Annotated in this window: 21 protein-coding genes; 8 read left to right on the forward strand and 13 right to left on the reverse strand. The window is 62.7% G+C overall.

The annotated features are described in order from the left end of the window. Positions 1-95: 95 nt before the first annotated feature. Complete coding sequence (locus GO707_RS04615) at positions 96-1628, reverse strand: response regulator transcription factor (protein WP_157012284.1); 1533 nt, start codon at positions 1626-1628, stop codon at positions 96-98. 280 nt (positions 1629-1908) lie between these two features. Between GO707_RS04615 and GO707_RS04620 the strand changes: the two genes are divergently transcribed. Beyond that, positions 1909-3504, forward strand: a complete 1596-nt coding sequence (locus GO707_RS04620) for a molybdopterin-dependent oxidoreductase (protein WP_157012286.1) — start codon at positions 1909-1911, stop codon at positions 3502-3504. Between the two features lie 19 nt (positions 3505-3523). Continuing rightward, positions 3524-4021, forward strand: a complete 498-nt coding sequence (locus GO707_RS04625; protein ID WP_198161010.1) for a molybdopterin-binding protein — start codon at positions 3524-3526, stop codon at positions 4019-4021. A gap of 176 nt (positions 4022-4197) precedes the next feature. Here GO707_RS04625 and GO707_RS12270 read toward each other — a convergent pair whose 3' ends face one another. Together GO707_RS12270 and GO707_RS04635 are read right to left on the reverse strand one after the other, a co-directional pair. Next, entirely contained in the window at positions 4198-4839 is a 642-nt protein-coding gene (locus GO707_RS12270) for a molybdopterin-dependent oxidoreductase (RefSeq protein ID WP_232325591.1), read from the reverse strand. Positions 4840-4853: 14 nt separating this feature from the next. After that, positions 4854-6470, reverse strand: a complete 1617-nt coding sequence (locus GO707_RS04635; protein ID WP_144079478.1) for a helix-turn-helix domain-containing protein — start codon at positions 6468-6470, stop codon at positions 4854-4856. Positions 6471-6787: 317 nt separating this feature from the next. Here GO707_RS04635 and GO707_RS04640 point away from each other — a divergent pair, with 317 nt between their 5' ends. Together GO707_RS04640 and GO707_RS04645 are read left to right on the forward strand one after the other, a co-directional pair. Beyond that, positions 6788-8377, forward strand: a complete 1590-nt coding sequence (locus GO707_RS04640) for a molybdopterin-dependent oxidoreductase (RefSeq protein ID WP_157012290.1) — start codon at positions 6788-6790, stop codon at positions 8375-8377. Between the two features lie 19 nt (positions 8378-8396). Next, positions 8397-8891 (forward strand): molybdopterin-binding protein, encoded by a 495-nt coding sequence (locus GO707_RS04645; protein WP_157012292.1) that lies wholly within the window; start codon positions 8397-8399, stop codon positions 8889-8891. A 418-nt stretch (positions 8892-9309) separates the two neighbouring features. Here the strand turns inward: GO707_RS04645 and rplW are convergent, their stop codons facing one another. The 8 genes from rplW to GO707_RS04685 form a co-directional block, all read right to left on the reverse strand. Then, positions 9310-9597, reverse strand: coding sequence for a 50S ribosomal protein L23 (rplW, locus tag GO707_RS04650; protein ID WP_022740348.1), 288 nt, complete (start codon positions 9595-9597; stop codon positions 9310-9312). Next, on the reverse strand, positions 9597-10223 hold the full coding sequence (gene rplD, locus GO707_RS04655; protein ID WP_114539968.1) for a 50S ribosomal protein L4: 627 nt from the start codon (positions 10221-10223) through the stop codon (positions 9597-9599). The genes rplW and rplD overlap by 1 nt, the downstream gene beginning before the upstream one ends. 34 nt (positions 10224-10257) lie before the next feature. Beyond that, positions 10258-10878, reverse strand: a complete 621-nt coding sequence (gene rplC, locus GO707_RS04660; RefSeq protein ID WP_022740350.1) for a 50S ribosomal protein L3 — start codon at positions 10876-10878, stop codon at positions 10258-10260. 14 nt (positions 10879-10892) lie between these two features. Next, the gene (rpsJ, locus tag GO707_RS04665) at positions 10893-11201 is read right to left on the reverse strand and encodes a 30S ribosomal protein S10 (protein WP_016309237.1); all 309 of its coding nucleotides are present in this window, start codon (positions 11199-11201) and stop codon (positions 10893-10895) included. Positions 11202-11239: 38 nt separating this feature from the next. Further along, positions 11240-13357 carry an elongation factor G gene (gene fusA / locus GO707_RS04670; RefSeq protein WP_157012294.1) on the reverse strand — a complete coding sequence of 706 codons (2118 nt, stop codon included), beginning with the start codon at positions 13355-13357 and terminating at the stop codon, positions 11240-11242. A 15-nt stretch (positions 13358-13372) separates the two neighbouring features. Next, positions 13373-13843, reverse strand: a complete 471-nt coding sequence (gene rpsG / locus GO707_RS04675) for a 30S ribosomal protein S7 (RefSeq protein WP_022740352.1) — start codon at positions 13841-13843, stop codon at positions 13373-13375. A gap of 105 nt (positions 13844-13948) precedes the next feature. Next, positions 13949-14320, reverse strand: a complete 372-nt coding sequence (rpsL, locus tag GO707_RS04680; protein WP_157012296.1) for a 30S ribosomal protein S12 — start codon at positions 14318-14320, stop codon at positions 13949-13951. Positions 14321-14644: 324 nt separating this feature from the next. Then, positions 14645-16141, reverse strand: coding sequence for a response regulator transcription factor (locus tag GO707_RS04685; RefSeq protein ID WP_157012298.1), 1497 nt, complete (start codon positions 16139-16141; stop codon positions 14645-14647). A 272-nt stretch (positions 16142-16413) separates the two neighbouring features. Between GO707_RS04685 and GO707_RS04690 the strand changes: the two genes are divergently transcribed. The 4 genes from GO707_RS04690 to GO707_RS04705 all read left to right on the forward strand — a co-directional run bounded on the left by GO707_RS04690 (position 16414) and on the right by GO707_RS04705 (position 20817). Next, a complete protein-coding gene (locus GO707_RS04690) occupies positions 16414-17046 on the forward strand; it encodes a hypothetical protein (protein WP_157012299.1) in 633 nt (210 codons plus the stop codon). A gap of 144 nt (positions 17047-17190) precedes the next feature. After that, positions 17191-18855, forward strand: coding sequence for an FAD-dependent oxidoreductase (locus GO707_RS04695; RefSeq protein ID WP_157012300.1), 1665 nt, complete (start codon positions 17191-17193; stop codon positions 18853-18855). Between the two features lie 85 nt (positions 18856-18940). Further along, a complete protein-coding gene (locus GO707_RS04700) occupies positions 18941-20083 on the forward strand; it encodes a U32 family peptidase (protein WP_198161011.1) in 1143 nt (380 codons plus the stop codon). 104 nt (positions 20084-20187) lie between these two features. Next, positions 20188-20817 (forward strand): MerR family transcriptional regulator, encoded by a 630-nt coding sequence (locus GO707_RS04705; protein ID WP_157012303.1) that lies wholly within the window; start codon positions 20188-20190, stop codon positions 20815-20817. Positions 20818-21131: 314 nt separating this feature from the next. Here the strand turns inward: GO707_RS04705 and GO707_RS04710 are convergent, their stop codons facing one another. After that, positions 21132-22325: a M20/M25/M40 family metallo-hydrolase gene (locus GO707_RS04710; protein ID WP_157012305.1), complete on the reverse strand. Its 1194-nt coding sequence runs from the start codon at positions 22323-22325 to the stop codon at positions 21132-21134. Positions 22326-22522: 197 nt separating this feature from the next. Then, positions 22523-23491: a manganese-dependent inorganic pyrophosphatase gene (locus GO707_RS04715; RefSeq protein WP_022740360.1), complete on the reverse strand. Its 969-nt coding sequence runs from the start codon at positions 23489-23491 to the stop codon at positions 22523-22525. Positions 23492-23573 lie beyond the last annotated feature (82 nt).

Genomic DNA, 23573 nt, shown 5'->3' on the forward strand with positions numbered 1-23573 from the left:
CCCAACACCCGGCGCCCCGCCCGGGCGCTTTTCTCTCGATCCTTAAGATACACGATAAGGAACCAAGAGGGCACCCCCGCAAATACCCTCCACACCTACTTTTCGTCCAGAAGGTGCATCAACTCGCCATGGGAGTGAACCCCGGTCTTCGCGTAAATAGCTCGCACATGAGACCGCACCGTGGTGATGGACACCACCAACATTTCACTGATTTCCTTCGGCCTCTTTCCTGCGACTAGGTACTCGAGTATCTCCGCCTCACGGTCGGTCAAGCCAGAAGATCGGGCCAGACGGCGGCAGCACTCCGCCCGCCGGCTCGCCAACTTTCCATGGGCGTCCTCGTGAGGAAGAAGGCCCCAAACCGTTTTGGCAAACTTCTCCGAATTGGTGTGGAAAGTGACCAGGGACAGTATCACGAAGATGGCAGCACCGATGACGCTGAAAGCGGTCTCGTCGAGAACGACGCTCTCATGCACACCGAATCCCACTAAGCACCCCAGAAAGAATCCCGCTGACTTGACGAGAAACGCGCGGGCGAACACTTGCGTCGGAGAGGCTTTGATGACACGAGCAATGGTATAGCTCGCAACGGCGAGCAGAACATCGAAATAGTACAGGGCGCACGCCTGCAAAATGAGAAGCGGAAGAAACTCCGTGTCCATGGTAAGAGGACCGAGGAGAGCCGCCACCGTGACGATGGGGAAAACGTATTGATAGAAACGGTTCCAGAGACGCACCACATCAGTGCCGTCACTTTGCCGAAGCGTCGCCGAGAACAGCCCGAGGGCCGCTACCGCACCGAAGAGGAACGCCGTGACACGGCTCGAGACATCTAGGGACAGAGCTAGAGGTACCACGTGGAGGAATCCGAACACTGCCCCGTAGGCGCCTATGATGAGGAACAGGGCGAAAGAGGGCGCTCCACGATGACGACCCTGCGATTCCCCCCTGCGTCGCGGCGCTCCCATCGGAGCATAGGGCTCGCGTTCGAATTGCACTCGCAAGCAGGCACCCGCCCCCATAGCCCGAACAAAACAGGCGGCAGATCCGGCAACAAGCGCCATATGGAGTATTTCGGAAACCAAAGCCGGGGCACCGGCCTCCAAGATGCTGAACAGTCCTTGGACCGTGAGCGTGGTAAGAGCCACAAGCGCTACGACGGTCGCGAGGAACACTCGCGCGCCCACTCCGGCAGTCGCCTGACAGCTCAGCGCGAAGAAGAAGGCACCCGAAGCAGCCCCCGCCACCTGCACAATTATCATAGTCATCACATTGGAGGTCCCCACCGACCAATAGAACGCCATGACATTGGCCGTCTGCAGCGCGAAGAAAAACACCCAGAAGCGGTCGTTCAGAGCGATAGCCCTCAGTCGGTCGGGGCGCATCTGAGCCAAAGCGTAGCCCAAGATGAGACCGACGGCGTGGGCGTTGCATGACTGGGCGCGCAGATTGATGAACGTCCCGAGCACCGTGCCGTAGTCCAGAGACCAGCTCGCCGACTCGTGCAGCAGCTGGGCCGACGAGACGAGCAGGACACAAGCGCCGAAGGCGGCCCAATAGCCCTTGGGGCGCGACGCTGACGATTTCCCGCTCTTGCGCTCTTCCACCTTTCCCAACAAAGCTTCCACAACCCTCGCCCTCCTCGTCACCAGCGCATTCGAGCCCTATCGCACAAGAGGAGACTACCACACAACCCCAGCGAAAATACGGCTCAGGCATAGGCTCTCATCAGGCTTTTCTCGATATCCTCAAAAATTGAGGAGGAGATTTTGCCATCTCCGCATTCTTTGGCGATCACGGCGAGGGCGCCCTCTCCCTAGACTTTTAAGCACCGCCTCCCGCGGCTGCGCCACCAAGCAGCCAGGCGAAGGCGGACAGAGTTGGTTCCTAACAAGGAAGGAGAAGAGGATGGACACGACAGCAAACCAGCGACGCAGGCACCTGCTCGCAGCCCTCGGCGTCATGGCGGCCGTCATCGGCCTCGCCCTGGCCCTTTGGGGCTGCGCGCCCCATGCCGAGCTCAGCAGCACAGGAGACGCCGAAGAAGCAGCGGCGAGCGAGGAGGCAGTAGTCGGATTGTACCCCGACTTTACCGAGAAGAGCTCGGGGCTCTTCAACGACACCTATCAGACTACCGAGCTTCTGAACGCCGGCAACCGCGGATGCAACTCGTGCCACGAGGATCTGTGGGACATCATGAACACGAAGGAGGGCTACAACCACATCCTGACCCACGTGGGCTACGACAAGGCGCTCACCTACCAGGACTGCGAGCCCTGCCATCGCGGTCACACGACGCTCACCGGGCCCTACCTCGGCGACTTGCTGCATGCCGCCCATTACGGCAGCGAGCAGTTTGTCGAGGCCAACGGCAACTGCTGGAGCTGCCACGCCATGGATTCCGCCGGCTCCCAAGGCGACTACCAGTTCATGCTCTGGGACGACTTCTACGACAGCCCGGCGCTGGGCGGCTACCCCAACATCGCCAACGACGAGACCACCCGCTACTGGCTGAGCGTTCGCGGCAAGGATTCCAGCGATGCCATAGGATTCAACAATCGCATGGACACCGAGCAGAACCCCACCATATCCGTCAGCTTCGCCCAAGACGTCACCGATCATGAGGATGTCTTCATCGTGAACAACTGGGGCGAGGAAGTGACCGAGAAGAACGGCGAGCCCTTCGACTTCAACGAAGTGTGCAGCGAGGACAATACCTTGACGATCACCGGCGTGAAGAATCCGAAGACGTGGACGAAAGAAGAGCTGCTCGCCATGCCCCAGACCGAGTTCTCCATGGCCTTGGCCTGCGGCACCAACGGACGCGGCGGCTCGCTCGTGTCGAACATCCCCATGTCGGGTGTTTCCATGGAATACCTCATCGAACAGTGCGGCGGCCTTCTCGACGACAGCAACGCCGTTGTGGCCACCGCCTCCGACGGCTGGAAGTCCTTCGCAATGCCCGTAGAGGCCAGCACCTATTCCAAAGATGCTTACATCGCCCTCAAGTACTACGGCGAGGAGCTCTCCAAAGACGACGGCGCCCCCATGGTACTCATCTCCCTTGGCAATATCGGCGCATGGCAGGTCAAGCACGTCGAGCAAATCGACTTCATGCACGATGACGAGCCGTTCACGGCCGCACTCATGGGCGCATCGGACGAGCCCACCCCCAACTACGCCATCAACGGCATGTGGTTCCAGGAGCACGGCGTCGAGGCCAAAGTTGGCGAGCCGGTGAATCTCACGGGTGCCATGTACAGCTGGAACCGCATGTGGGGCAACCTGGATACGATCAAGTTCAGCTTCGACATGGGAACCTCCTGGGTCGAGTACGACGTGGACAAGGAAGTGCCCGATTTCGATCCCTACCAATGGGTCAACTTCTCCATGGACTGGACGCCCGCAAAGGCCGGTACCTACTTGGTCAAGATGGCAGCCACGGACGACCTTAGCAACGAGATGCCCTTCTCCGTGCCTCTGTTCGTCCATGTTTCCGAGTAAGAAAGGGACGGTGACGTTCATGAAATCCCAAACGATTAAGACACTCGGCGGCGTGATGAGCGCCGTGGCCCTCATCTCCGGGGGCGCCGGCGTGGCCCAGGCCGCCACGGTAGATTCGGCCGCACCCGCGCCGGCCATGCCGGTCGTCACGGCTGCCTCGGACTCCGCGGCCCCCGAGGCCCCCGGCGCACGCACCGTGGAGGGCTCCTTCAGCTACGATCAGGACGCCGTGACCGCCAACGCCGACATAAGCGGCGTGTTCTGCAAGGCGGCGGCCACGCTGTGCGCGTCGCTGCCCACCTACGGCTGCGAGGCGGCCAAGGCCGCGGCCATCACCGTGGCGGGCCCCGGCGCCTCGTTCACGGCCACCGTGGACGAGCTGGCCGGCGAGGAGGGGGCGGCCTCCTACGTGATGGCCTGCTCCTGCGCCACCAACGTCGCCGGCGGCGGCGCCATCGCCAACGCCGAGGTCGAGGGCGTCTCGCTGGAGACCCTTGTGCAGATGGCCTGCGCCTAGAGCGCCTCACACCAAACCTTTCCTTACCCCTCCCCTACGGGCCCCGGAAGCCTCCCCCTTCCGGGGCCCGTTTGCGCGCTGCGCGGATATTACGGCCCTATTGCGGCCCTGCAGAAAGATCGAGTCGCGTCATCAAGAGATACCCCTCGTTAGCATAGATCAACGCAGCTCGCGTCTTACAACACCTCGAAGGTGTGCACGGCGGCGATAGGGGACGCGTCGCCGTCCTCGTTCACCGAGCGCACCTTCATCTGGTAGGCGCCAGAGGCCTCGGACGTCCAGGCGAAGGTCCAGGACACCCAGCGGTCGGCCGTGGTGTCGCCCAAATCGTAGCGCGTCCAATGCTCGCCGTTATCGAGCGAGAACTCCACGGCGATGATGCGCTTGTCGAAGTCGTGGGCCCAGCCGGAAAACTCCATGGGTTCGCCAACGCGCCCCACGTACTCCGCCTTCGCCGCCACGTTGGGGCGGTTGGTGTAGTCGTGGCCGTCGTCGACGAACGGGCCGATGACCGGCGGCACTTCCTCGTTGGTGAAGCGGATCTCGCGGATGTCGCGCACGAAGTGCTTGGCCGGCAGCCCCGGCACCCACAGCTGGTTGGTCGCGCCCATGACGCTCATGATGTCCTCGCCGTTCACGCGGTTGGCCACGATGGCGCCGCGCTCCAGCAAAAAGTCCAGAGGGAAGCTCTGCTCCATCCCGTCGGCCCCCACGAACGTGACGGTGTTGCACTTCTCCGGGTCGCTAACGACCGCGGCCTCCTCAGCGCCTTCGGCAGCCATCGGGGCTGTCACGCCTTCCACTCGTTCCTCTTCCACATCACACCCCTTCTCTAGCTTTTGTCCTGGAGACATTCTACAAGCTTGGCCAGCTCGGCAGCCGAATGCACGCCCGTCTTCGTGTAAATGGCATGAACGTGCGAGCGCACCGTGGCCACCGACACCACCAGCACGTCGCTGATCTCCCGCGGACGCTTGTTGCGAGCGAGCAGGCGCAGCACCTCGGCTTCGCGCTCGGTCAGGCCGAACTGGGCCGCCAGGGCCGAGCAGCGCTCGTCGCGGGTGCGCTCGTAGCGGCCACGCGGATCCTCGTGGGGCAGAAGGCCCCAAACCGTCTTGGCGTACTTCTCCGAGTTCATGTTGAAGGTGACGAGCACAAGCAGGACGAACACCGCCGTGCCGATGACGGAGAAGGCCGCGGTATCCAGCACCACGTGCTCGTACACCGTGCTGCCGATGAGGTTGCCAAGCAGAAAGCCGACCGACCGAATGAGGAAGGCGCGTCCGAACACCTGGGAGGGCGCGGCGTTAATGATCCGGCTGATCACCGAGCAGGCCATGGCAAGCAACGCGTCGAAGTAGTAGAGGGCGCAGGCCTGCATGATGAGGGCCGGCAAAAACTCGCTGCTGTTGGTAAGCGGACCGAGGAGCGCCGCCACGCAGACGACGGGGAACACGAAACGATAAAAGCGGTTCCAAATGAGCGAGACGTCCACGCCGCGGCCGTGGCGCAGCGTGACGGCGAACAGGGCGAGCGCCACCACGGCGCCGACGAGGAACGACGCCACCCGCGCCACCACCCCCAAAGGCAGCGCCAAGGGGATGACGTGGAGGAAGCCGAACACCATGCCGTAGACGCCGACGATAATGAAGAGTCGCGCGCACAGCGGCACCGCGCGGTTGGGCCCGGTGGATTCGCGCGCGCCGGCGGCATCGTCGACGCTGGCCGCCGCGCCCGAACCTCCGTCCCCTTCCGCCCCTGCCGTCTTCCCGCCATCGGGTGCGGTGCGGATGGGAGCGAAGACGACGGCAGCGTAGCCTTCGCGGAAGCACGAACCGGGAACCATGGCCCGCGCCAGACAGAAAGCCGCCGCCGGCACGAGGGCCAGGTGCAACAGCTCGAAGACCACCGGGGCGACCGTGGCCTCCAGCATGCTGAAGAGTCCCTGCACCACTAATGTCGTGCAGCCGATTACCGTCACGATGGTGGTCATGAACAGCCTTGTGCCCACCGCCCAGGCCACTTGGCTTAGGGCCACGAAGAACCAGGCGCCGGCCGCCGCCCCGAAGAACTGCACCGCCACCACGGCGAAAAGGCCGCGCGGCTCTGCCAAACACCAGTAGAACGCGAGCACGTCGACGAAGACCGCGACGAAGAAAACGACCCAGAATGCGCCGTCGCCCACGAGGCGGGAGAAACGCCGGCTGCTGATCTGGGTGAAGGCGTAGCCGAAGACGAGGCCGAGCGAATGGGCGTCGCAGGAGAAGGCCCTCACGTTGACCGGCGCGCCCCACAGCGGCGCCATATCCAGCACCCAGCTGGCGGCCTCATGCAGAAGCATCGCCGCGGATGCCAGGGCTACAAGCGCCCCTACGGCCCACCAGTAGCCAGCCGGCGCCTCCCCCGGCCTCTGCCCGGAACGATTTTTCCGTGCCGTCTCCTCTTCCATGCGCATCTCTCCCTCCCCTTGCTCGCCCTCGCGTCCCGCCGCGGCCGCACGCGACGCGAGGATCGCCGTCGGCCGCTGACAATACGCACTCTGCGGTCCGTAATGCGCTAATCAGCCAACTCAATCATATCACTAGGCCTTCCTTTGAAATCAACAAGAGTTGTTGAGATGGCTCGGCAAGCTCAACAAACGTTGCTGATTTCCCGAAAGGCTCGCCTCTCTAAAGTGATGCTTGCCGGACGGGGCCCATCACGCCTCCCTGGGTGCGCCCCGTCCGACGAGTGGCTACATCTTCAACGGAAAGGAAGGAGAAGAGGATGAAAGCACAAGAGAGCAAGGGCACGTCCCGCCTGCTTGTGGCCATAGCCGTGATGGCGGCCGTGGCGGCGCTGGCGCTCGCGCTGTGGGGGTGCGCACCCCAGGCCACCACGACCATGGCGGCCACGGGCGGCGACGGGGAGACGACGGAGGAGACCGCTGCGTCGTCGATGTACCCCGACTTCACCGACAGGACCTCCGGCAACTTCAACGACACCTTCAGCACCACGGACATGCTGAACGCCGGCAACCGCGGATGCAACGCGTGCCACGAGGATTTGTGGGACGTCATGAACATGAAGGACGGCTACAACCACATCCTGACCCACGTGGGCTACGACAAGGCGCTCACCTATCAGGACTGCGAGCCGTGCCACCGCGGCCACACAGCGCTCACCGGCCCGTACCTGGGCGACCTCATTCACGCGGCCCATTACGGCAGCAAGGTCTTCCAGGAGGCCAACGGCAACTGCTGGAGCTGCCATGCCATGAACTCCGCCGGCAACCAGGGCGACTACCAGCTGGTGCTGTGGGACGACTTCTACGATGAACCGGCGCTGGGCGGCTACCCGAACATCGACGGCAACGAAGCTGAGCAGGCCTGGGTCGACTCCCGCGGCTTCTTCGGCGGCTTCATCAATGGTATGACCCAGGATGCGGCGCCGTCCATCGATGTCACGCTGGATCAGTCCATCACCGACCACGACGACGTGTTCATCGTGAACAACTGGGGCCCCGAGGTCACCGAGAAGAACGGCGAGCCCTTCAGCTTCGACGCCGTGTGCAGCGAGGAGAACACCGTGAGCCTCACCGGCGTGAAGAACCCCCGCTCGTTCACGAAAGCCGAACTTGAGGCCATGCCCCAGACCGAGTTCACCATGGCGCTGGCCTGCGCCACCAACGGCCGCGGGGGCTCGCTCGTTTCCAACATCCCCATGTCGGGTGTGTCGGTGGCCTACCTCATCGAGCAGTGCGGAGGTTTGGCCGACGGCGTGAACGCCGTGAACGCCACGGGCTACGACGGCTGGCAGGCCTTCCCGCCCATGAATCTGGAGGCGAGCACCTACACCGAGGACGCCTACATTGCCCTGAAGTACTACGGCGAGGATCTGAGCCAGGACGACGGCGCACCCATGACGCTCGTGTCGCTGGGCAACCCCGGCGCGCGCCAGGTGAAGCACGTCAAGTCCATCGATTTCACTCAGGACGAGACCTTCTTCGAAGGCCCGATGATGGCCGAGTCCGACGAGCCCTCCCCAAGCTATCCCATCAACGGCATGTGGTTCCAGGAAGACGGTGTCACCACCAAGGTGGGCGAGCCGGTGACCCTGACCGGTGCCGTGTACAGCTGGAACCGCGTCGTGGGAGACCTGGCCAGCGTCAACTTCAGCTTCGACATGGGCAAGACCTGGCAAGACGTGAAGATCGCCGATCAGGTCACCGACTTCGATCCGTTCCAATGGGTCACCTATTCCCTGGATTGGACGCCGAGCAAGGCGGGCAAATACCAGGTGAAGCTGCAGGCCACGGACGCGAACGGCGTCCAGATGAAGAAGCCCGTCACGCTGTTCGTGAACGTCGAGGAATAGAAAGGGACGGTGACATTCCATGAAATCTCAGACTGTTAAGACCATCGGCGGCGTGATGAGCGCGGTGGCCCTCATCTCCGGAGGCGCCGGCGTGGCCCAGGCCGCTACCATCGAGCCTGCGGCAGCCGCTCCGGCATCTGTGACCACCCTGGCTGCCGCAGATGTCGCAGACACCGAGGCCCCTGCGCGCGCCGTGGAGGGAACCTTTAGCTACACGCAGGACGCCGTGTCCTCCAACGCCGAGATAAGCGGCGTTTTCTGCAAGGCGGCCGCCACGCTGTGCGCGTCGCTGCCCACTTACGGCTGCGAGGCCGTCAAGGCCGCGGCCGTCACCGTGGCGGGCCCCAACGCCTCGTTCACGGCCACCGTGGACGAGCTGGCCGGCGAGGAGGAAGCGACCTCCTACGTGATGGCCTGCTCCTGCGCTACCAACGTTGCCGGCGGCGGCGCCATCGCCAACGCCGAGGTCGAGGGCGTCTCTCTGGAAACCCTCGTTCAGATGGCCTGCGCCTAAGAAAGAGCGCGCTGTCGCCCGAAACTTGAAGGGCTCGACGCGCCCAGCGCCACCTGCCTCCCCCTCGGCCCGGAAGCCCTCGCTTCCGGGCCTTTTCCATAGGCAAAGGATGCAAACCCGTAGCACGAAGCCGCTTTTTGCCTTCCGCTTCAACGCAGATCGACATTTTCCCGCCTCTGGCTATTGTGTTACCTAGGCATAACTTTAAGCTTATCAAGAAAATGCCTGGTCACAGCTTCGCAAGAAAGCCTAGTCCTCAATACGCCCGTAGCCAGAGACGGAAAAATGTCGGAGACGACCGAGCGACAGGGCAAAAACCCGCCTCGGGCTACGGCTCGCAGCAAAAAGGCCGGCCCCTTTGCGGGAGCCGGCCTTGGTTTCTCGGGCTTTCGGCCCTTGGCGCGATGAGCGCTTGAAGCTAGGAAGCGAAGATCTCGATGGTCTCGCCCTCGGCCAGGGTGACCATGGCCTTCTTCCAGGTGCGGGTGCGACCCTCCTGGTAGCGAACGCGCTTCGGCTTCGACTTCACGTTCAGGGTGTTCACCTTGACCACCTTCACGTTGAAGATAGCCTCGATAGCCTGGCGAATCTCAACCTTGTTGGCGTCCTTGGCCACCTCGAAGGTGTAGACGTTGTTCTCCATAGCGTCGTAGCTGTGCTCCGTGATGACGGGGCGGATGATGACGTCGCGGGGATCCTTCTCCATTATGCAAGCACCTCCTCAATGCGGGCCAGGCACGGCTCGGCGATAACGAGGGCCTTGTTGTCGACCAGCTCGTAGGTGTTGATATCGCCCACCGGCAGAATGTTCACCTCGGGGATGTTGCGGAAAGACAGGAAAGCCTCGATGTCCTCGTTGCCGATGACCACGCAGATGCGCTTGCCCTCGAGACCCAGCGCCTTGATGAGCGCCACGGCGTCCTTGGTGCAGGGCTTCTCGAAGTCCATGTCCTTCACAATGAACAGCTCGCCGTCGGCCAGCTTGGCGGAGAGAGCCGAGCGCATAGCCAGCTTGATCTCCTTCTTGTTGACCTTCTGGTCGTAGCTGCGGGTGTGGGGGCCGAACACGGTACCGCCGCCGACCCACTGGGGAGCGCGAATGGTACCCTGACGGGCACGGCCGGTGCCCTTCTGACGCCACGGCTTCTTGCCGCCGCCGCGAACCATGCCGCGGGTGCGCGTGTTGGCGGTGCCCTGGCGCCAGGATGCCTGCTGCGCCTTCACGGTGCGATGCATCACAGGCACGTTCGGCTCGATGGCGAACACGGCGTCGGAAAGCTCGACCGTGCCGGCGGCAGCGCCCTTCACGTCCTTAATCTCAATAGTTGCCATAGTTGCTGTAACTCCTTGTTACCGATCGTTCCAATTAAGCCATGCGGACGCGGACGATGCCGTTCTTGCCGCCGGGCACCGCACCCTTGACCAGGATGAGGTTCTGCTCCTCGTCGATGCGAACAACCTCGAGGTTCTTCACGGTGACGGTGTCGCAGCCCATGTGGCCAGGCAGGCGCAGGCCCTTGAACACGCGGGACGGCGTGGCGCACTGGCCCACGGAACCGGGGGCGCGATGGAAGTGCGCGCCGTGGCCGCCCGGGCCGCCGGCGAAGCCGTAGCGCTTCATGACGCCGGCGAAGCCCTTGCCCTTGGACGTGCCGGTCACGTCGACCTTCTTCACGTCGGCGAAGGCCGCGACGGTCTGCTCGTCGCCCACCTTGTACTCGCCGGCGTTCTCGACGCGAACCTCGCGCAGGTAGCGCTTCGGCTCGGCGCCCTGGGCGTCGAAGTGGCCCTGCATGGGCTTGTTCACGCGACGGGGCTTGATGTAGCCGAAGCCCATCTGCACGGCCTCGTAGCCGTCGGTATCCACGGTCTTCACCTGGCACACGGTGTTCGGCTCGGCCTGGATAACGGTGACCGGGACGATGCGGTCCTGGTCGTCGAAGATCTGGGTCATGCCGATCTTCTTGCCATAGATAGCGTTAATCATGTCCCAAACCTCCTTTACAGCTTGATCTCGATGTCAACGCCAGCGGGGAGATCGAGACGCATCAGGGAGTCAACCGTGTTGGGGGTCGGCTCGAGGATGTCGATCAGGCGCTTGTGGGTGCGCATCTCGAACTGCTCGCGGGAGTCCTTGTTCACATGGGGCCCACGGATGACGCAGTACAGGTTGCGCTCCGTCGGCAGCGGAATAGGACCGGAAACCTTGGCACCCGTCTTCTGAGCGGTATCGACGATGAGGCGCGTGGACTGATCCACGATCTCATGATCGTATCCCTTGAGACGGATGCGAATCTTCTGACTTGCCACTTACATTACCTCCAAATAGAAGTTTCTCTGAGGGCGCCTTAGGCGTTGCCGCCGGCCTTGCTGATGATCTCGTCCTGCACGGACTTGGGCACGGGCTCGTAGGAGTCCATCTGCATGGTGTACACGGCGCGGCCCTGCGTACCGGAACGCAGGTCGGTCGCGTAGCCGAACATGTTGCCCAGCGGAACCTTCGCCTCGATGACGACGGCGTTTCCACGCTGCTCCTGGCCCTGAATAAGACCACGACGGCTGGGAATGTCACCCATGACGAAGCCGGTGTACTCCTCGGGCGTCTCAACCTCGACAGCCATGACGGGCTCCAGGATGACCGGGTTGGATTTGCGCAGGGCGTCCTTGATGGCCATGGAACCGGCCACCTTGAAGGCGGCCTCGGAGGAGTCCACGTCGTGGTAGGAACCGTCGATCAGCTCGACCTTCACGTCCTCGACCGGGTAGCCAGCCAGAACGCCGGAGTTCAGCGCCTCCTGGATGCCCTTGTCGATGGAGGGGATGTACTCCTTGGGCACCACGCCGCCGACGATCTTGTTGACGAACTCGTAGCCCTTGCCAGCCTCCTGCGGGTACATGTTGATGACCGCGTGTCCGTACTGGCCGCGGCCGCCGGACTGGCGAACGAACTTGCCCTCGGCGTTCATGACCTCGTGGCCCGGACGCTCGCGATAGGCTACCTGCGGCTTGCCCACGTTCGCCTCGACCTTGAACTCACGCAGCAGGCGATCGACGATGATCTCGAGGTGCAGCTCGCCCATGCCGGCGATGATGGTCTGACCAGTCTCATGGTTGGTGGACACGCGGAAAGTCGGGTCCTCCTCGGCGAGCTTCTGCAGGGCGATGGCCATCTTGTCCTGCTCGGCCTTGGTCTTGGGCTCCACGGCGATGTCGATAACCGGATCGGCGAACTCCATGGACTCCAGGATGACGGGAGCGTCCTCGGCGCACAGGGAGTCACCGGTGGAGGTGTCTTTCAGACCCACAACAGCAACGATGTCGCCAGCGGACACGGCGTCGATGTCGACGCGCTGGTTGGAGTGCATCTGCAGCAGACGGCCGATGCGCTCTTTCTTGCCCTTCGTGGCGTTCAGCACGTAGCTGCCGGCGTCCAGATGGCCGGAGTACACACGCAGGTAGGTGAGCTTGCCCACATAGGGGTCGGTCATGATCTTGAAGGCCAACGAAGCGAACGGAGCCTTCGGATCGGCCGGACGCTCCTCTTCCTCGCCGGTGTCGGGGTTGGTACCCTTGATCGGCGGGATGTCCACCGGGGAGGGCATGTAGTCGACCACGGCGTCCAGCAGCTCCTGCACACCCTTGTTCTTGTAGGCGGAGCCCACGAACACGGGGTTGATCTGGCAGGCGATAACACCCTTGCGGATGGCGGCCTTCAGCTCGTCGACGGAGATCTCCTCCTCCATGAGGACCTTCTCCATCAGCTCGTCGTCGCAGTCGGCGGCGGCCTCAAGCAGCTCCTGGTGGTACAGCTCGGCATCTTCCTTGAACTCGGCCGGGATCTCGGCCATGGGCTCGGGGTAAGTCATACCCTTGTCGTCGGCCTTGAAGTCCCAGGCAGTCATGGTCACGAGGTCCACGATGCCCCAGAAGTTATCCTCGGCACCCATGGGAATCTGGGCGGCCACGGCCTTCGCATCCAGACGGTCGCGCATGGTCTGGATGGCATGGAAGAAGTCGGCACCCACGCGGTCGTACTTGTTGATGAAGGCGATGCGGGGCACGCCGTAGCGCTCGGCCTGGCGCCACACCGTCTCGGACTGCGGCTGCACGCCGGCAACGGCGTCGAACACGGCGACGGTGCCGTCGAGCACGCGCAGGGAGCGCTCCACCTCGGCCGTGAAGTCCACGTGGCCGGGGGTGTCGATGATCTGGAAGCGGTATTCCTTGCCGTCGGACGCGCCGCCGGGGTACTTCCAAAAGCAGGTGGTGGCTGCAGCGGTGATAGTCACGCCGCGCTCCTGCTCCTGGACCATCCAGTCCATGGTGGCAGCGCCGTCGTGCACCTCGCCGATCTTATGAGTTTTGCCCGTGTAGTAGAGGATGCGCTCGGTCGTGGTGGTCTTGCCTGCATCGATGTGGGCCATGATGCCGATGTTGCGCGTATCCCTCAGATCGATTTTAGCCATGTATCTTCACCAGCCCTAGAAGCGGTAGTGCGAGAACGCACGGTTCGCCTCGGCCATCTTGTACATGTCCTCGCGCTTCTTCACAGCGGCGCCGGTATTGTTGGAGGCGTCGATGATCTCGTTGGCGAGACGCTCGCGCATGGTGTGCTCCTTGCGCTTGCGGGAGAAGTCGACGATCCAGCGGATCGCCAGCGTGGTGGCGCGACGGGAGTTGACCTCCATCGGCACCTGGTAAGTGGCGCCGCCCACGCGCTTCGGCTTGCACTCGAGGGTGGGGCGGACGTTGTCCATGGCCTTCTTGAACACGGTCAGCGGATCCTCGCCGGTCTTCTCCTGGACCAGGTCGAAGGCGCCGTAGACGATGTTCTCGGCGATAGACTTCTTGCCGTCAAGCAGAACCTTGTTGATGAGCTGCGTGACGAGACGGTTGTTGAACTTTGCGTCCGGCTGCGTTTCGCGACGGACTGCTGCTGCACGACGCGGCATGTAGTTACTCCTTTTGCTTCTGCGCGCTTCGGGATGCTTTGCCGGCATCCATTAGGTCGGCGGGTTTCTAGCCCGACTTCTCCGACCCGCGCGACTTAACGAACGTTATTTCGGGCGCTTAGCGCCATAGCGGCTGCGAGCCTGCTTGCGGTTGTCCACCGCAGCGCAGTCGAGCGCCGCGCGGATGACCTTGTAACGGACACCGGGAAGGTCCCTTACACGGCCGCCGCGGATGAGCACCATGGAGTGCTCCTGGAGGTTGTGGCCCTCGCCGGGGATGTAGGCCGTGACCTCCATACCGTTGACGAGACGCACACGGCAGACCTTGCGAAGAGCGGAGTTCGGCTTCTTGGGGGTCGTGGTGTACACGCGGGTGCACACGCCGCGCTTCTGCGGGTTGCCCTTGAGCGCCGGGGTCTTCGACTTGTCGACCGTCTTCTTGCGGCCCTTGCGGACCAGCTGGTTAATTGTAGGCAAGACTCTTTTCCTTTCCTTTTTCCACGGGCTTGCACTGCACAAAACAAGCGCCTCTGTGAGGCGCGAGGGGGTATATTACGAGGGTTTCCGCTGTGTGTCAAACGCCACGCACCCGGGCGTATCCATCCCCTCCGGCGAGCGGCACAATTTGTCCATAATCGCAGGAAATGCAGGCAAGGAAGCCCCACGCACTTCCGACCGACAAGGACTGGCACGCTTTCTCGTAGAGGCCGACGAGGACTGACGCGCTTTTCCCGTAGGGGCCGACCTTGGTCGGCCCTCCCGACCGATGAAGGCCAGCGCCCCCGGTCATCTAAACCGACTTCAATCGTCATCTATCCCATCATCTCCGAAGCCGGAGACGAGATCGATGAGCTCGGCCTTGGAATGGACATCGAGCTTCTGATAAATGTGCCGACGATGAGTAATGGCGGTTCCCTCGGCAATGAAAAGCACCTCCTGAACGCGACCCAGCCCATGCCCGCGCGCCAGAATGCCCAGAACCTCTGCCTCTCGCTCAGTCAGCGCGTAGACCTCAGCCACGGCCGCGACCCGCTCATCGAAAGGCGTACCGCCGTCAGCAGACTCCGCCTCTTTGCCCCCTGCGGCAGTTACGGCCCTCTTGTAGGCCCGCGCCAAACTTCCGCGCGTCAACACCACATCCGACGCGATAACAGCAAGCACCATGGCCGCGATGGCCGTCACGCTCACGTGGCCCTGGAGATCGAGGCTCTCCATCATAAGCGCCAAACTCGACCCCAAAGCCGCGCCCAGAGCAAGCGCGCCCAGAGCCACACCCCACACGATAGCAAAAGGTACGCGAATCTGCCCGGCCGCCTCCGCCGCGATTCCCACCACCAAGGAAAGGTACACCCACAGAGCCACCGCCGAGGCCCCCATGGCAAAGCGCAGGGAGAACTCGCTTCCGGCATCGAAGGGGTAAAAAGCCACAAGTATCGGTATGGCCACAAAGCGCAGAAGGAGCAGCCAGCTGAATCCCTGTTTGAGCAGCGCCTTTGCCACAACCTCGACCACGAGGGAGATAACGACGCCCGAAAGGCTCAAAAACCACGTCCACGACAGGGCGTGACCGTGACGCGCAATGAGAAACTGCGTGATCATCAGGGCGAAGACAAGGCCGAACAGGCCATAGGACGCGATAATGCGAACAAAAGCCCCCTGCAGATGCGTCACTGGCGAAGAGGTTTTAGCAGCAGCCTCACCGCGAGACGCCGACACCATGAACAAGGCGCTGGACACCGCCGAGAACACGGCGACCACTGCAAGCAGCAACCAGTGGATGCCTATGGACTGAGCGAAGGCCGCCAGCAGGCAGGCAGCGAGTACGACGAGAAACGAAACCCGGGAGCGCGCCGGAGCATCCAGCCGTCCAAAGCGTTCGCTCCATACCATGGTGAGCAAACCGCCGCCCAAGCCGAGCAGCGCGCCGGACACGACGCGTAGAACCGCAACTGCCACAGAGGCGCCCCGTTCGGGAACGAGCAGAAGCGCTGCGCCGGCGATGGCAGCCAACGCGCCCGCAAACGCCCCGAAGACGCCTCGAGACCATTCGTCCCTCCAACGCGCGAAAGACGCTGCGCACGCCGTCGTCCCCAAAACAGCAAGATAAGAAAAGAGAAGGGGGTTCAGCCCCGACAGCGCCAGATCGCCCCCGCGATACATATCGGCTACCACGCCGACAATGGGAAGCCACGTTTGGGCGCCAATATACCCGAGAACCACCAAAAGCCCGCTCTTCTCGGAAGCCCCTCCTAGCCCCTGAGACGGTAGCGCGCCATCGTCCTTCGTAATTCCTACCATCGCCGACCCTCCCGTATCGATGTGCGGTCAAGGGCAGTATAGCAAGGGCAAGGCCGAGAACCACCCACAATCTGTCCTTCGTCATCCCTTATTCCACCTGGTCTTTCATCCTTTTCAGATGATGGCTTGGCAGCAAAATAATCTGTCTCCTCCCGCGAAGCATCGGCTTTGGATGATGGCATTTCGGCGACGAGGACGCACAATGCCGCCCATCGAATTCAATCCGGCGGGACGACGAGAGAGCCGCCGGAGCCACTTGGAAGGAGAGAAGCATGGCTCACGTATCCCTGCGCAAGATCGTTCTTGCCTCCGCTGTCGCGGGTGTCATCGCACTTATGTCCCTGGGCACTGTCGGCTGCGCCCCGAAAACGGCAGATCTCAGCGAAACGGGCAGCGGCTCACAGGCTGAAGCCGACGAGAACGCCGCAATGACAGGGGACTTCGCGTTCTCCGCAGATACCGACTGCACCACCTGCCACAGCACCGAGGGCGACTCGCTCGGCGACGCGACGATGCCCGCATCTAACCATGCGACGCAGGAGTGCACCACCTGCCATAGCGACATCGACAGCCTGGCGACCGCCCACGATGGCGTGCAGTTCGGCGACAAGACGCCCAAACGGCTGAAAAAGACCACCATCGATACCACCGCCTGCTTCAGCAGCGGCTGCCACGGCAGCCAGGAGGATCTGGCCGCCAAGACCGAATCCTGCGCCGTTCTCACCGACACCAACGGCACCGTGGTAAACCCCCACGCCCTGCCCGAGAACGAGGATCACGCGACCATCGACTGCGGCAGCTGCCACAGCATGCACTCCGACGACGCTGTCGAGGACACCGCAAAGAAGGCCTGCAAGGGCTGCCACCACATGGACGTCTACGAGTGCAACACCTGCCACGAGTAGCCTTTGCAACCATTTATTTACCCCGGTTCCGCCTGGACCCCGTCAATCCCTCCCTCAGCGGGGTCCAGGTGCGGCCAATCCCAACTTTGGCATCGTCCGCATCCAAGCGGATGGCATAGCAACCCTACCAAAAAGGAGGAAAACATGGAGGAAGTATCTCGCCGTTCGTTTCTGAAGGGCTCCGCCCTGGCTGCCGCCGGGGTTGCCGGCGCCACCGCCCTGGCCGGGTGCGCCGGCAATGACGCTGCGCTCTCTGACACCGGCAGCACCCCCGAGTGGATGCCCGAGACCTGGGACTACGAGACCGACGTGCTCGTAATCGGCTACGGCGGAGCGGGCCTGTGGGCCGGCATCACCGCCTACGACGAGGGTGCCCAGGTGCTCTACCTTGAGAAATCACCGTTCCGCGGCGGCGGATCCTCGTCAATCAACATGGGCCAGTGGACCGCCCCCCACGACGCCGACGCAGCCGCCCAGTTCGCTTTCGAGGCGTTCCACGGCCAGACCCCCATGGAAGTCTGCCAGGCATGGGCCGACGAGGCCGTGCAGAACCCCGACTACGCCGACGAGTACGGTCTCGAGTACTCTCTCGGTGACAGCCCCCGCGCCGAGTACGACATCTTCACCGGCTACGAAGAGATGTATGTGGGCCAGGGCGACGGCTACGGCGCCGGTTTCTTCGAGGCCATGGACCAGCATCGTCAAGACCGCGGCATCGAGGTGCTGTTCGAGTGCCATGACGAGGAGCTCATCCAGAACCCCGTCACCAAGGAAATCATCGGCTGCTACACCCTCATGGGCGACGACGCCAAGCCCAAGGCCGTGAAGGCCTCCAAGGGCGTCATTCTGTGCACCGGCGGCTTCGAATTCAACGAGGAGCTACAGGCCAAGTACCTGAAGTGCTATCCCATGCGCGGCTTCTACGGTTGGAAGTACAACACCGGCGACGGCATCACCATGGCCCAGAAGGTAGGTGCCGACCTGTGGCACATGCAGCAGGTCTGCGGCGGCGATGACGCCTGGTTCGACGACCCGGAGATCGTGCCCGGCGGAGTGTCCGTGGGCAGCCCTACCCCCAACTACATCAAGGTCTCGCGCCTGGGCGACCGCTGGGGCAACGAGGAGGTCTTCAGCCCCCATGGCGGCTGGAAGCCCTACGCTAACTTCGATGAGGAAATCTGCGACTTCGACCGCATTCCTTCCTGGTACATCTTCGACCAGACCTCCTTCGACGGCGGCTCTTGGGGCGGCATGGTCGGCGGCGCCGCCACCGAGAACGGCGGCATGGGCATCGGCTACATGACCGAGGGTCTCGATCCCGAACTCGGTGGCTGGGCCGGATGGTCTGCCGACAACAAATGGGAGCTCGAGCGTGGCTGGATTACCACCGGCGCCACCCTGGACGAGCTGGCCGCCAACATCGCCGCCAGCAAATGGGACGACAAGATGGACGCTGAGAAGCTGAAGGCCTCCGTTGCCCGCTGGAACGAGCTGTGCGACAAGGGCGCTGACGAGGACTTCGGCCGCCAGCAGCTGGCAAAGGTCGAGACCGGTCCGTTCTACGCCATTCCGCTGTACCCGGGCATCTGCAATACCATCGGCGGTGCTCGCCGCAACGAGAACGCCAACATCGTCGATCCGAGCGGCAACCCGATTCCGCGCCTGTACTCCGCCGGCTCGTTCGGCAACATGAATGGCCACACTTACGCCATCACCGGCGGCAATGGCTCCGAGAACTGGTGCGTCGGCCGTATCGCCGGCCGCAATGCCGCCGCCCTCGAACCCTGGGATGCCGTAACCGAGGCCTAGGCCCGGCCTGGCGCCGATGAGCACAAGCGGGCCCGCTCTTGAAAAGCGGGCCCTTTTTCTAAACGAGAGAGGAAGGAGGGGCTCTGTGGCTCAACTCGAGTTTTCCGTTCCTTATAACGGAGACGCCGCCACGCTGCGACAGCTGATCGCGCTTCAAAGACGCGACGGCAACGTTATTCGGGAGATCTACCTGAATGCGCCGCAAGCCATCACCGGTTCGGGCCGCGTTGGAAACGTGACGACCCTCGACGAGTTCGTCGGAGTGGTCAGCATCATTCGCGAAGCGGGCATCCGCGTCGACGTCACAATGAATTCCACGTGCGATGGCGGGGATTGGTACGCCGAGGAGACCCTCAATCGCCAAATCGGATTCATTCGCGACATGCACGAGCAACACGGCATTGAGGCAGTGACACTGGCCAATCCCTTCCTCATCGAACAAGCGCGCCAAACCTGTCCGAACCTTGAAATCAGCGCCTCAGTCCTCGCCGACATCGATTGCTTTTCCCGCGCCGAAGCCTTCGCGCTAGCAGGCGCCACCACTATGACCGTGGACACGAGCATCAACCGCGACCTGAAGCTCTTGCGGCAAATCCGCGAGAAACTTGGCGTAGAGCTCAAGCTCATGGTAAACGAGGGGTGCTTGAACAAATGCCCCTACCGCAAGTTCCACATGAACTTGATCTCCCACAAATCCCACGAAGAGCGCGACGAGGGCAACGCCTTCTCTTTCGCTTGCGGCGACATCATCGGCCGCGATGCCGGGCAGATTTTCAAATCGAACTGGATCAGGCCCGAAGATATGCGCCGCTACGAGGGCATCACAAGCTTCTTCAAAATTGTCGGCCGCGATATGATGCCGAGCAAAGTGCTTCGCTGCACCGAAGCCTACTTGGACGAGTCCTACGACGGCAACCTCTTCGATCTGCTGTGCAGCTCCATCGGCTATTACGGCATCGAATTCCGCGCGCACATCGACAACAAGGCACTTGGCAGGACGAATTTCTTCAAACGCACCTCCACTTGCAACAGACAATGCCAGCGCTGCGCCTATTGTGCCGAATTGGCCGACGAGCTTCTGGGCTATGGCTGGATCACTCGCGAGATGCTCGAGGATATGGGGCAGACGTCGATGATCGCCGCCATCGAAGCGCAATTCGGAGGCAGCTACCCTGTTTGCCGCTCCTTTTCAAAGACGCCCCTTGAAAACCCATTCCAATCTCTGTAAACGCGAGGAGGAACCCTATGTCTACCCAAGTCAGAACCTGGACCGAGTATTGCGGCGCCGAGGGCGAGCCCTCGCGCTGGGATCTGTCCATCAACGACCGCCCCGTGCCGGGCGGCTATATCGAGAAAACCGCCGAAGGGTTCGAGATCCATTATCCACACCTTCCCCTCAAAAAGCTCACCACCCTAGAGGAGGCGAAGCGCAGCCTGGAGCTGGCCCCACCGATTTCAACAGCTGGCCTGAAAGTGGGAAGGATAGCCGACGAGGACAGCGACCTCATCTCGTCTGCCGAAGCTGGCGAGATACTCGGCGTGAGTCGCTTCCGCGTGAATGCCATGGTGGCCTCGGGCGTGCTGCCCGGCCGCCGCGACAACGGCAAGATTCTCGTCGATCGCGCCGCTGCGGAGCAGAAGGCCGCCCAAGGCCTCCCCGAGGGACCTCAAGGGAAGTTCGCCAACCTTTTCCTGTTCTATGCGCCAGCAGGCGAACGCACGCAATATGTGACTGAACTCGAAGCCGACGACGCCGACTCCATCGAACGCGCCCGCGCCTTCGCCCAAGAAGTCATGGAGGACGAGAGCGAAGACGCCGTAGAAGTGCGCGACTACCTGCGCATGCGCAACTTCTTGCGTCGCCACGAAAACGAATTTGAGTTTGCTCGCAGCGTCTTTGGCGATCTCGTCGAAGAGCGAGCCCGACGCGCATCCCTACGCATACCGGAAACTGAAGCATAGCCTTTCACGCGATCTTGTCTTAGACGATACCAAACCTCGGATTCTGGCAGTCCACGGGTACCAAACCTCCAGTTTCACCCGAAGCTCTGATCTGGGAAAACTTCCTATAATGCCTGGTAGATGGCTTGTCGCAGTTCAGCCAAAACGGGCGGTTTGGGTCCCTGCGCCTGGCAAAACAGGCGGTTTGGTACCCGCGTCTGCCAAAATCCGAGCCTTGTCCCCGCAGGTGCCGGGACAAGGCTCTCCCTGCCGGAAAAGTCTGCCGTTGCAGAGAGGGGCGACCAAGGTCGCCCCCTACGGGGTCGCTTCTAAAGCTACATCGCGTACTCGGCGATGATGGCCTCGACGTAGCGGGCCATGTTCTGGAGGTCGGCTACCTCTATATACTCGTCGACGGAATGGAAGTTGGTCATGCCGATGCCGAGGGTGATGGCGTCGGCGCCCTTCGTGCCGAGGATGTTCGCGTCGGCCCCGCCGCCGGAGGTGGCGTGGCGGGACTCAAGGCCGCAAGTGGCCGCAGCGGCCTCCAAATGCGCGACGATGGCGTCGCCGGGCTCGTGCACGACAGCCGGGTAGTCCAGCTCCCAGGCCACTTCCACCTGGCCGCCGAAGCGAGCGGCGGCTTCTTCCAAGGCGCGGGTCATGGCGTCGCGCTGGGCGAGCACGCGATCCTCGTACAGCGAACGGCACTCCCCCATGAGCGTCACGACGGCGGGCACGATGTTCACGGCCACGCCGCCCTCGATGCGGCCGACGTTGGCCGTGGTGCACTCGTCGATGCGCCCAAGCGGCATGGCGGCCACGGCGGCTGCGGCGATCTGAATGGCGGAGACGCCCTCCTCCGGTTCCACGCCGGCATGGGCGGCACGGCCCTCGATGCGAGCGCGCAGCGTCCAGTGGTAGGGCGCGCCCATGATGATGGTGCCCGGCGCCCCGTCCGCATCGAGCACGAACAGCGGGAAACGTCCGTCGCGCTCGGCTTCCGGGGTAGCCGCCGGCAGATTCTCCGGCCACGCGAGCGCATCGTCGGCCAGGGCACCGGCCCCTAGCAGGCTCTGCTCCTCACAGGTGGTGAGCAGCACCGTGATGTCGGGCCGGGGCGTGCCGGATTCCAGCACCGAGCGCAGCCCCTCGAAAATGGCGGCGATGCCGGCCTTGTCATCGGCCGAGAGGATCGTCTCCCCCGCCGAGTAGACGACCTCGGCCATGCGGCAGGTAATGTCGTCGCAGATATGGCGCTGCTCGATGACCGCCTCGATGCCCGCGCAGGGCTTCACCGTGTCCAGATGCGCCGAGAACCCGATGCGCCCCGGCACCGTGCCGGGCAAATGCGCGATGAGGTTGCCCGTATCCGACCCCGTTTCCGCCGCAGAAGCGTCGAAGGTGACCGTGAATCCCATCTCCGCCAGCTTTTCTGCACAATAAGCTGCCATGGGAGCCTCGTGCCATGACGGGCTCTCGATGGCCACCATTTCCAAAAACGATTCAAGCACGCGATCGGGGTTCATAAGGGTCCTTCTTTCAAAATTCCTAAATTTTTTGTCGCAGGGATGCGCCCAAGGAAAACAGCGAGGGTCCGACAGGTGCCTGGATTTGCCCCGCCTTTTGCCCAAGCGGCCTTCGTGCCGCGCCGTGGCAAAAACAAGGGGCAAGGCCAGGTGCCTGTCGGATCCGCAGCGTCGCGTAATAATTCCTCAAGGAATTATTACGAGGCAAGAATGGGGGCCGCCACCTGCTTCTTGCGGGACAGCACGCCGGGCATCCAGTTACCGCCCTCGCAGCACTCGATCTCGAAGACGCGGTTCACACGGGCCGGATCGCCCTCCACGATGAACTGCGAGCCCTCGGCCAGAATGTCAGTGACGAGCAGCAGGGCGAACTCGTAGCCGTTGTCTTCCACGAGCTTCTTCATGTGATCGCGAATCTCCGCCTCGCGGGCCATCACGGTCGGGAGGTCTACCGTCTCGCGCTGGGCGATGAGCACCGTTACGTCGTCGTTGACCTTGAACTCCTTGGAATCGGCCTCGACCAACTTGGCGATGGGCATTTTGTCCTCGCCGCCGCGGGTGCGGAAGATGTCCATGCCGTACTCCACCGCATCGATGCCGAGCTTGTCGGCGAGGAAGTTCACCTGGTCGACGTCCACCTGGGTGCAGGTGGGAGACTTCATGATGACCGTGTCGGTGAGGATGGCCGACAGGAGAACGCGGGCGATGGAATCGGGCAGCTCGATGCCGGTCTGGCGGAACTGAAGCGTGACGATGGTGGCCGTGGAGCCGATGGGGAGGTTCAAAAAGAGGATGGGGTTGGCCGTGGAAACATCGGCGATGCGATGGTGGTCGATGATCTCGACGACATCGGCGTTCTCGATACCCGGGGCCGCCTGGCCGATCTCGTTGTGATCCACGAGGATGACCTTCTGCTTGACTTCCTCGCCATCGCGCTCGACAGGGTTCACGTTTTCGATGAGCACCGGCTCGGCGATGTCGTTCTGCTCCAGAATCCAGGCGCTTTCCACCGGCAGCGGCCCCAGACGGGCGGGCACGTACTCGACGGCGTCGGCCTCGCCGTCGCGGGCGGCCAGCGCATTCTTCAGATGCGCGTAGCCCACGGCTGCGGCGATGGAGTCGTTGTCGGGGTTGCGATGGCCCACGACGAGGATTTTGGAAGACATGAAGGTTCCCCTTTCTCACCAACTTACGGTTTTGAGGCAGTATAGCGCCTCTGCGCCCGTTAGGCGATGGGCTATGATAGGC

Source organism: Adlercreutzia rubneri (assembly GCF_009755265.1).
GTDB classification, from domain to species: domain Bacteria; phylum Actinomycetota; class Coriobacteriia; order Coriobacteriales; family Eggerthellaceae; genus Adlercreutzia; species Adlercreutzia rubneri.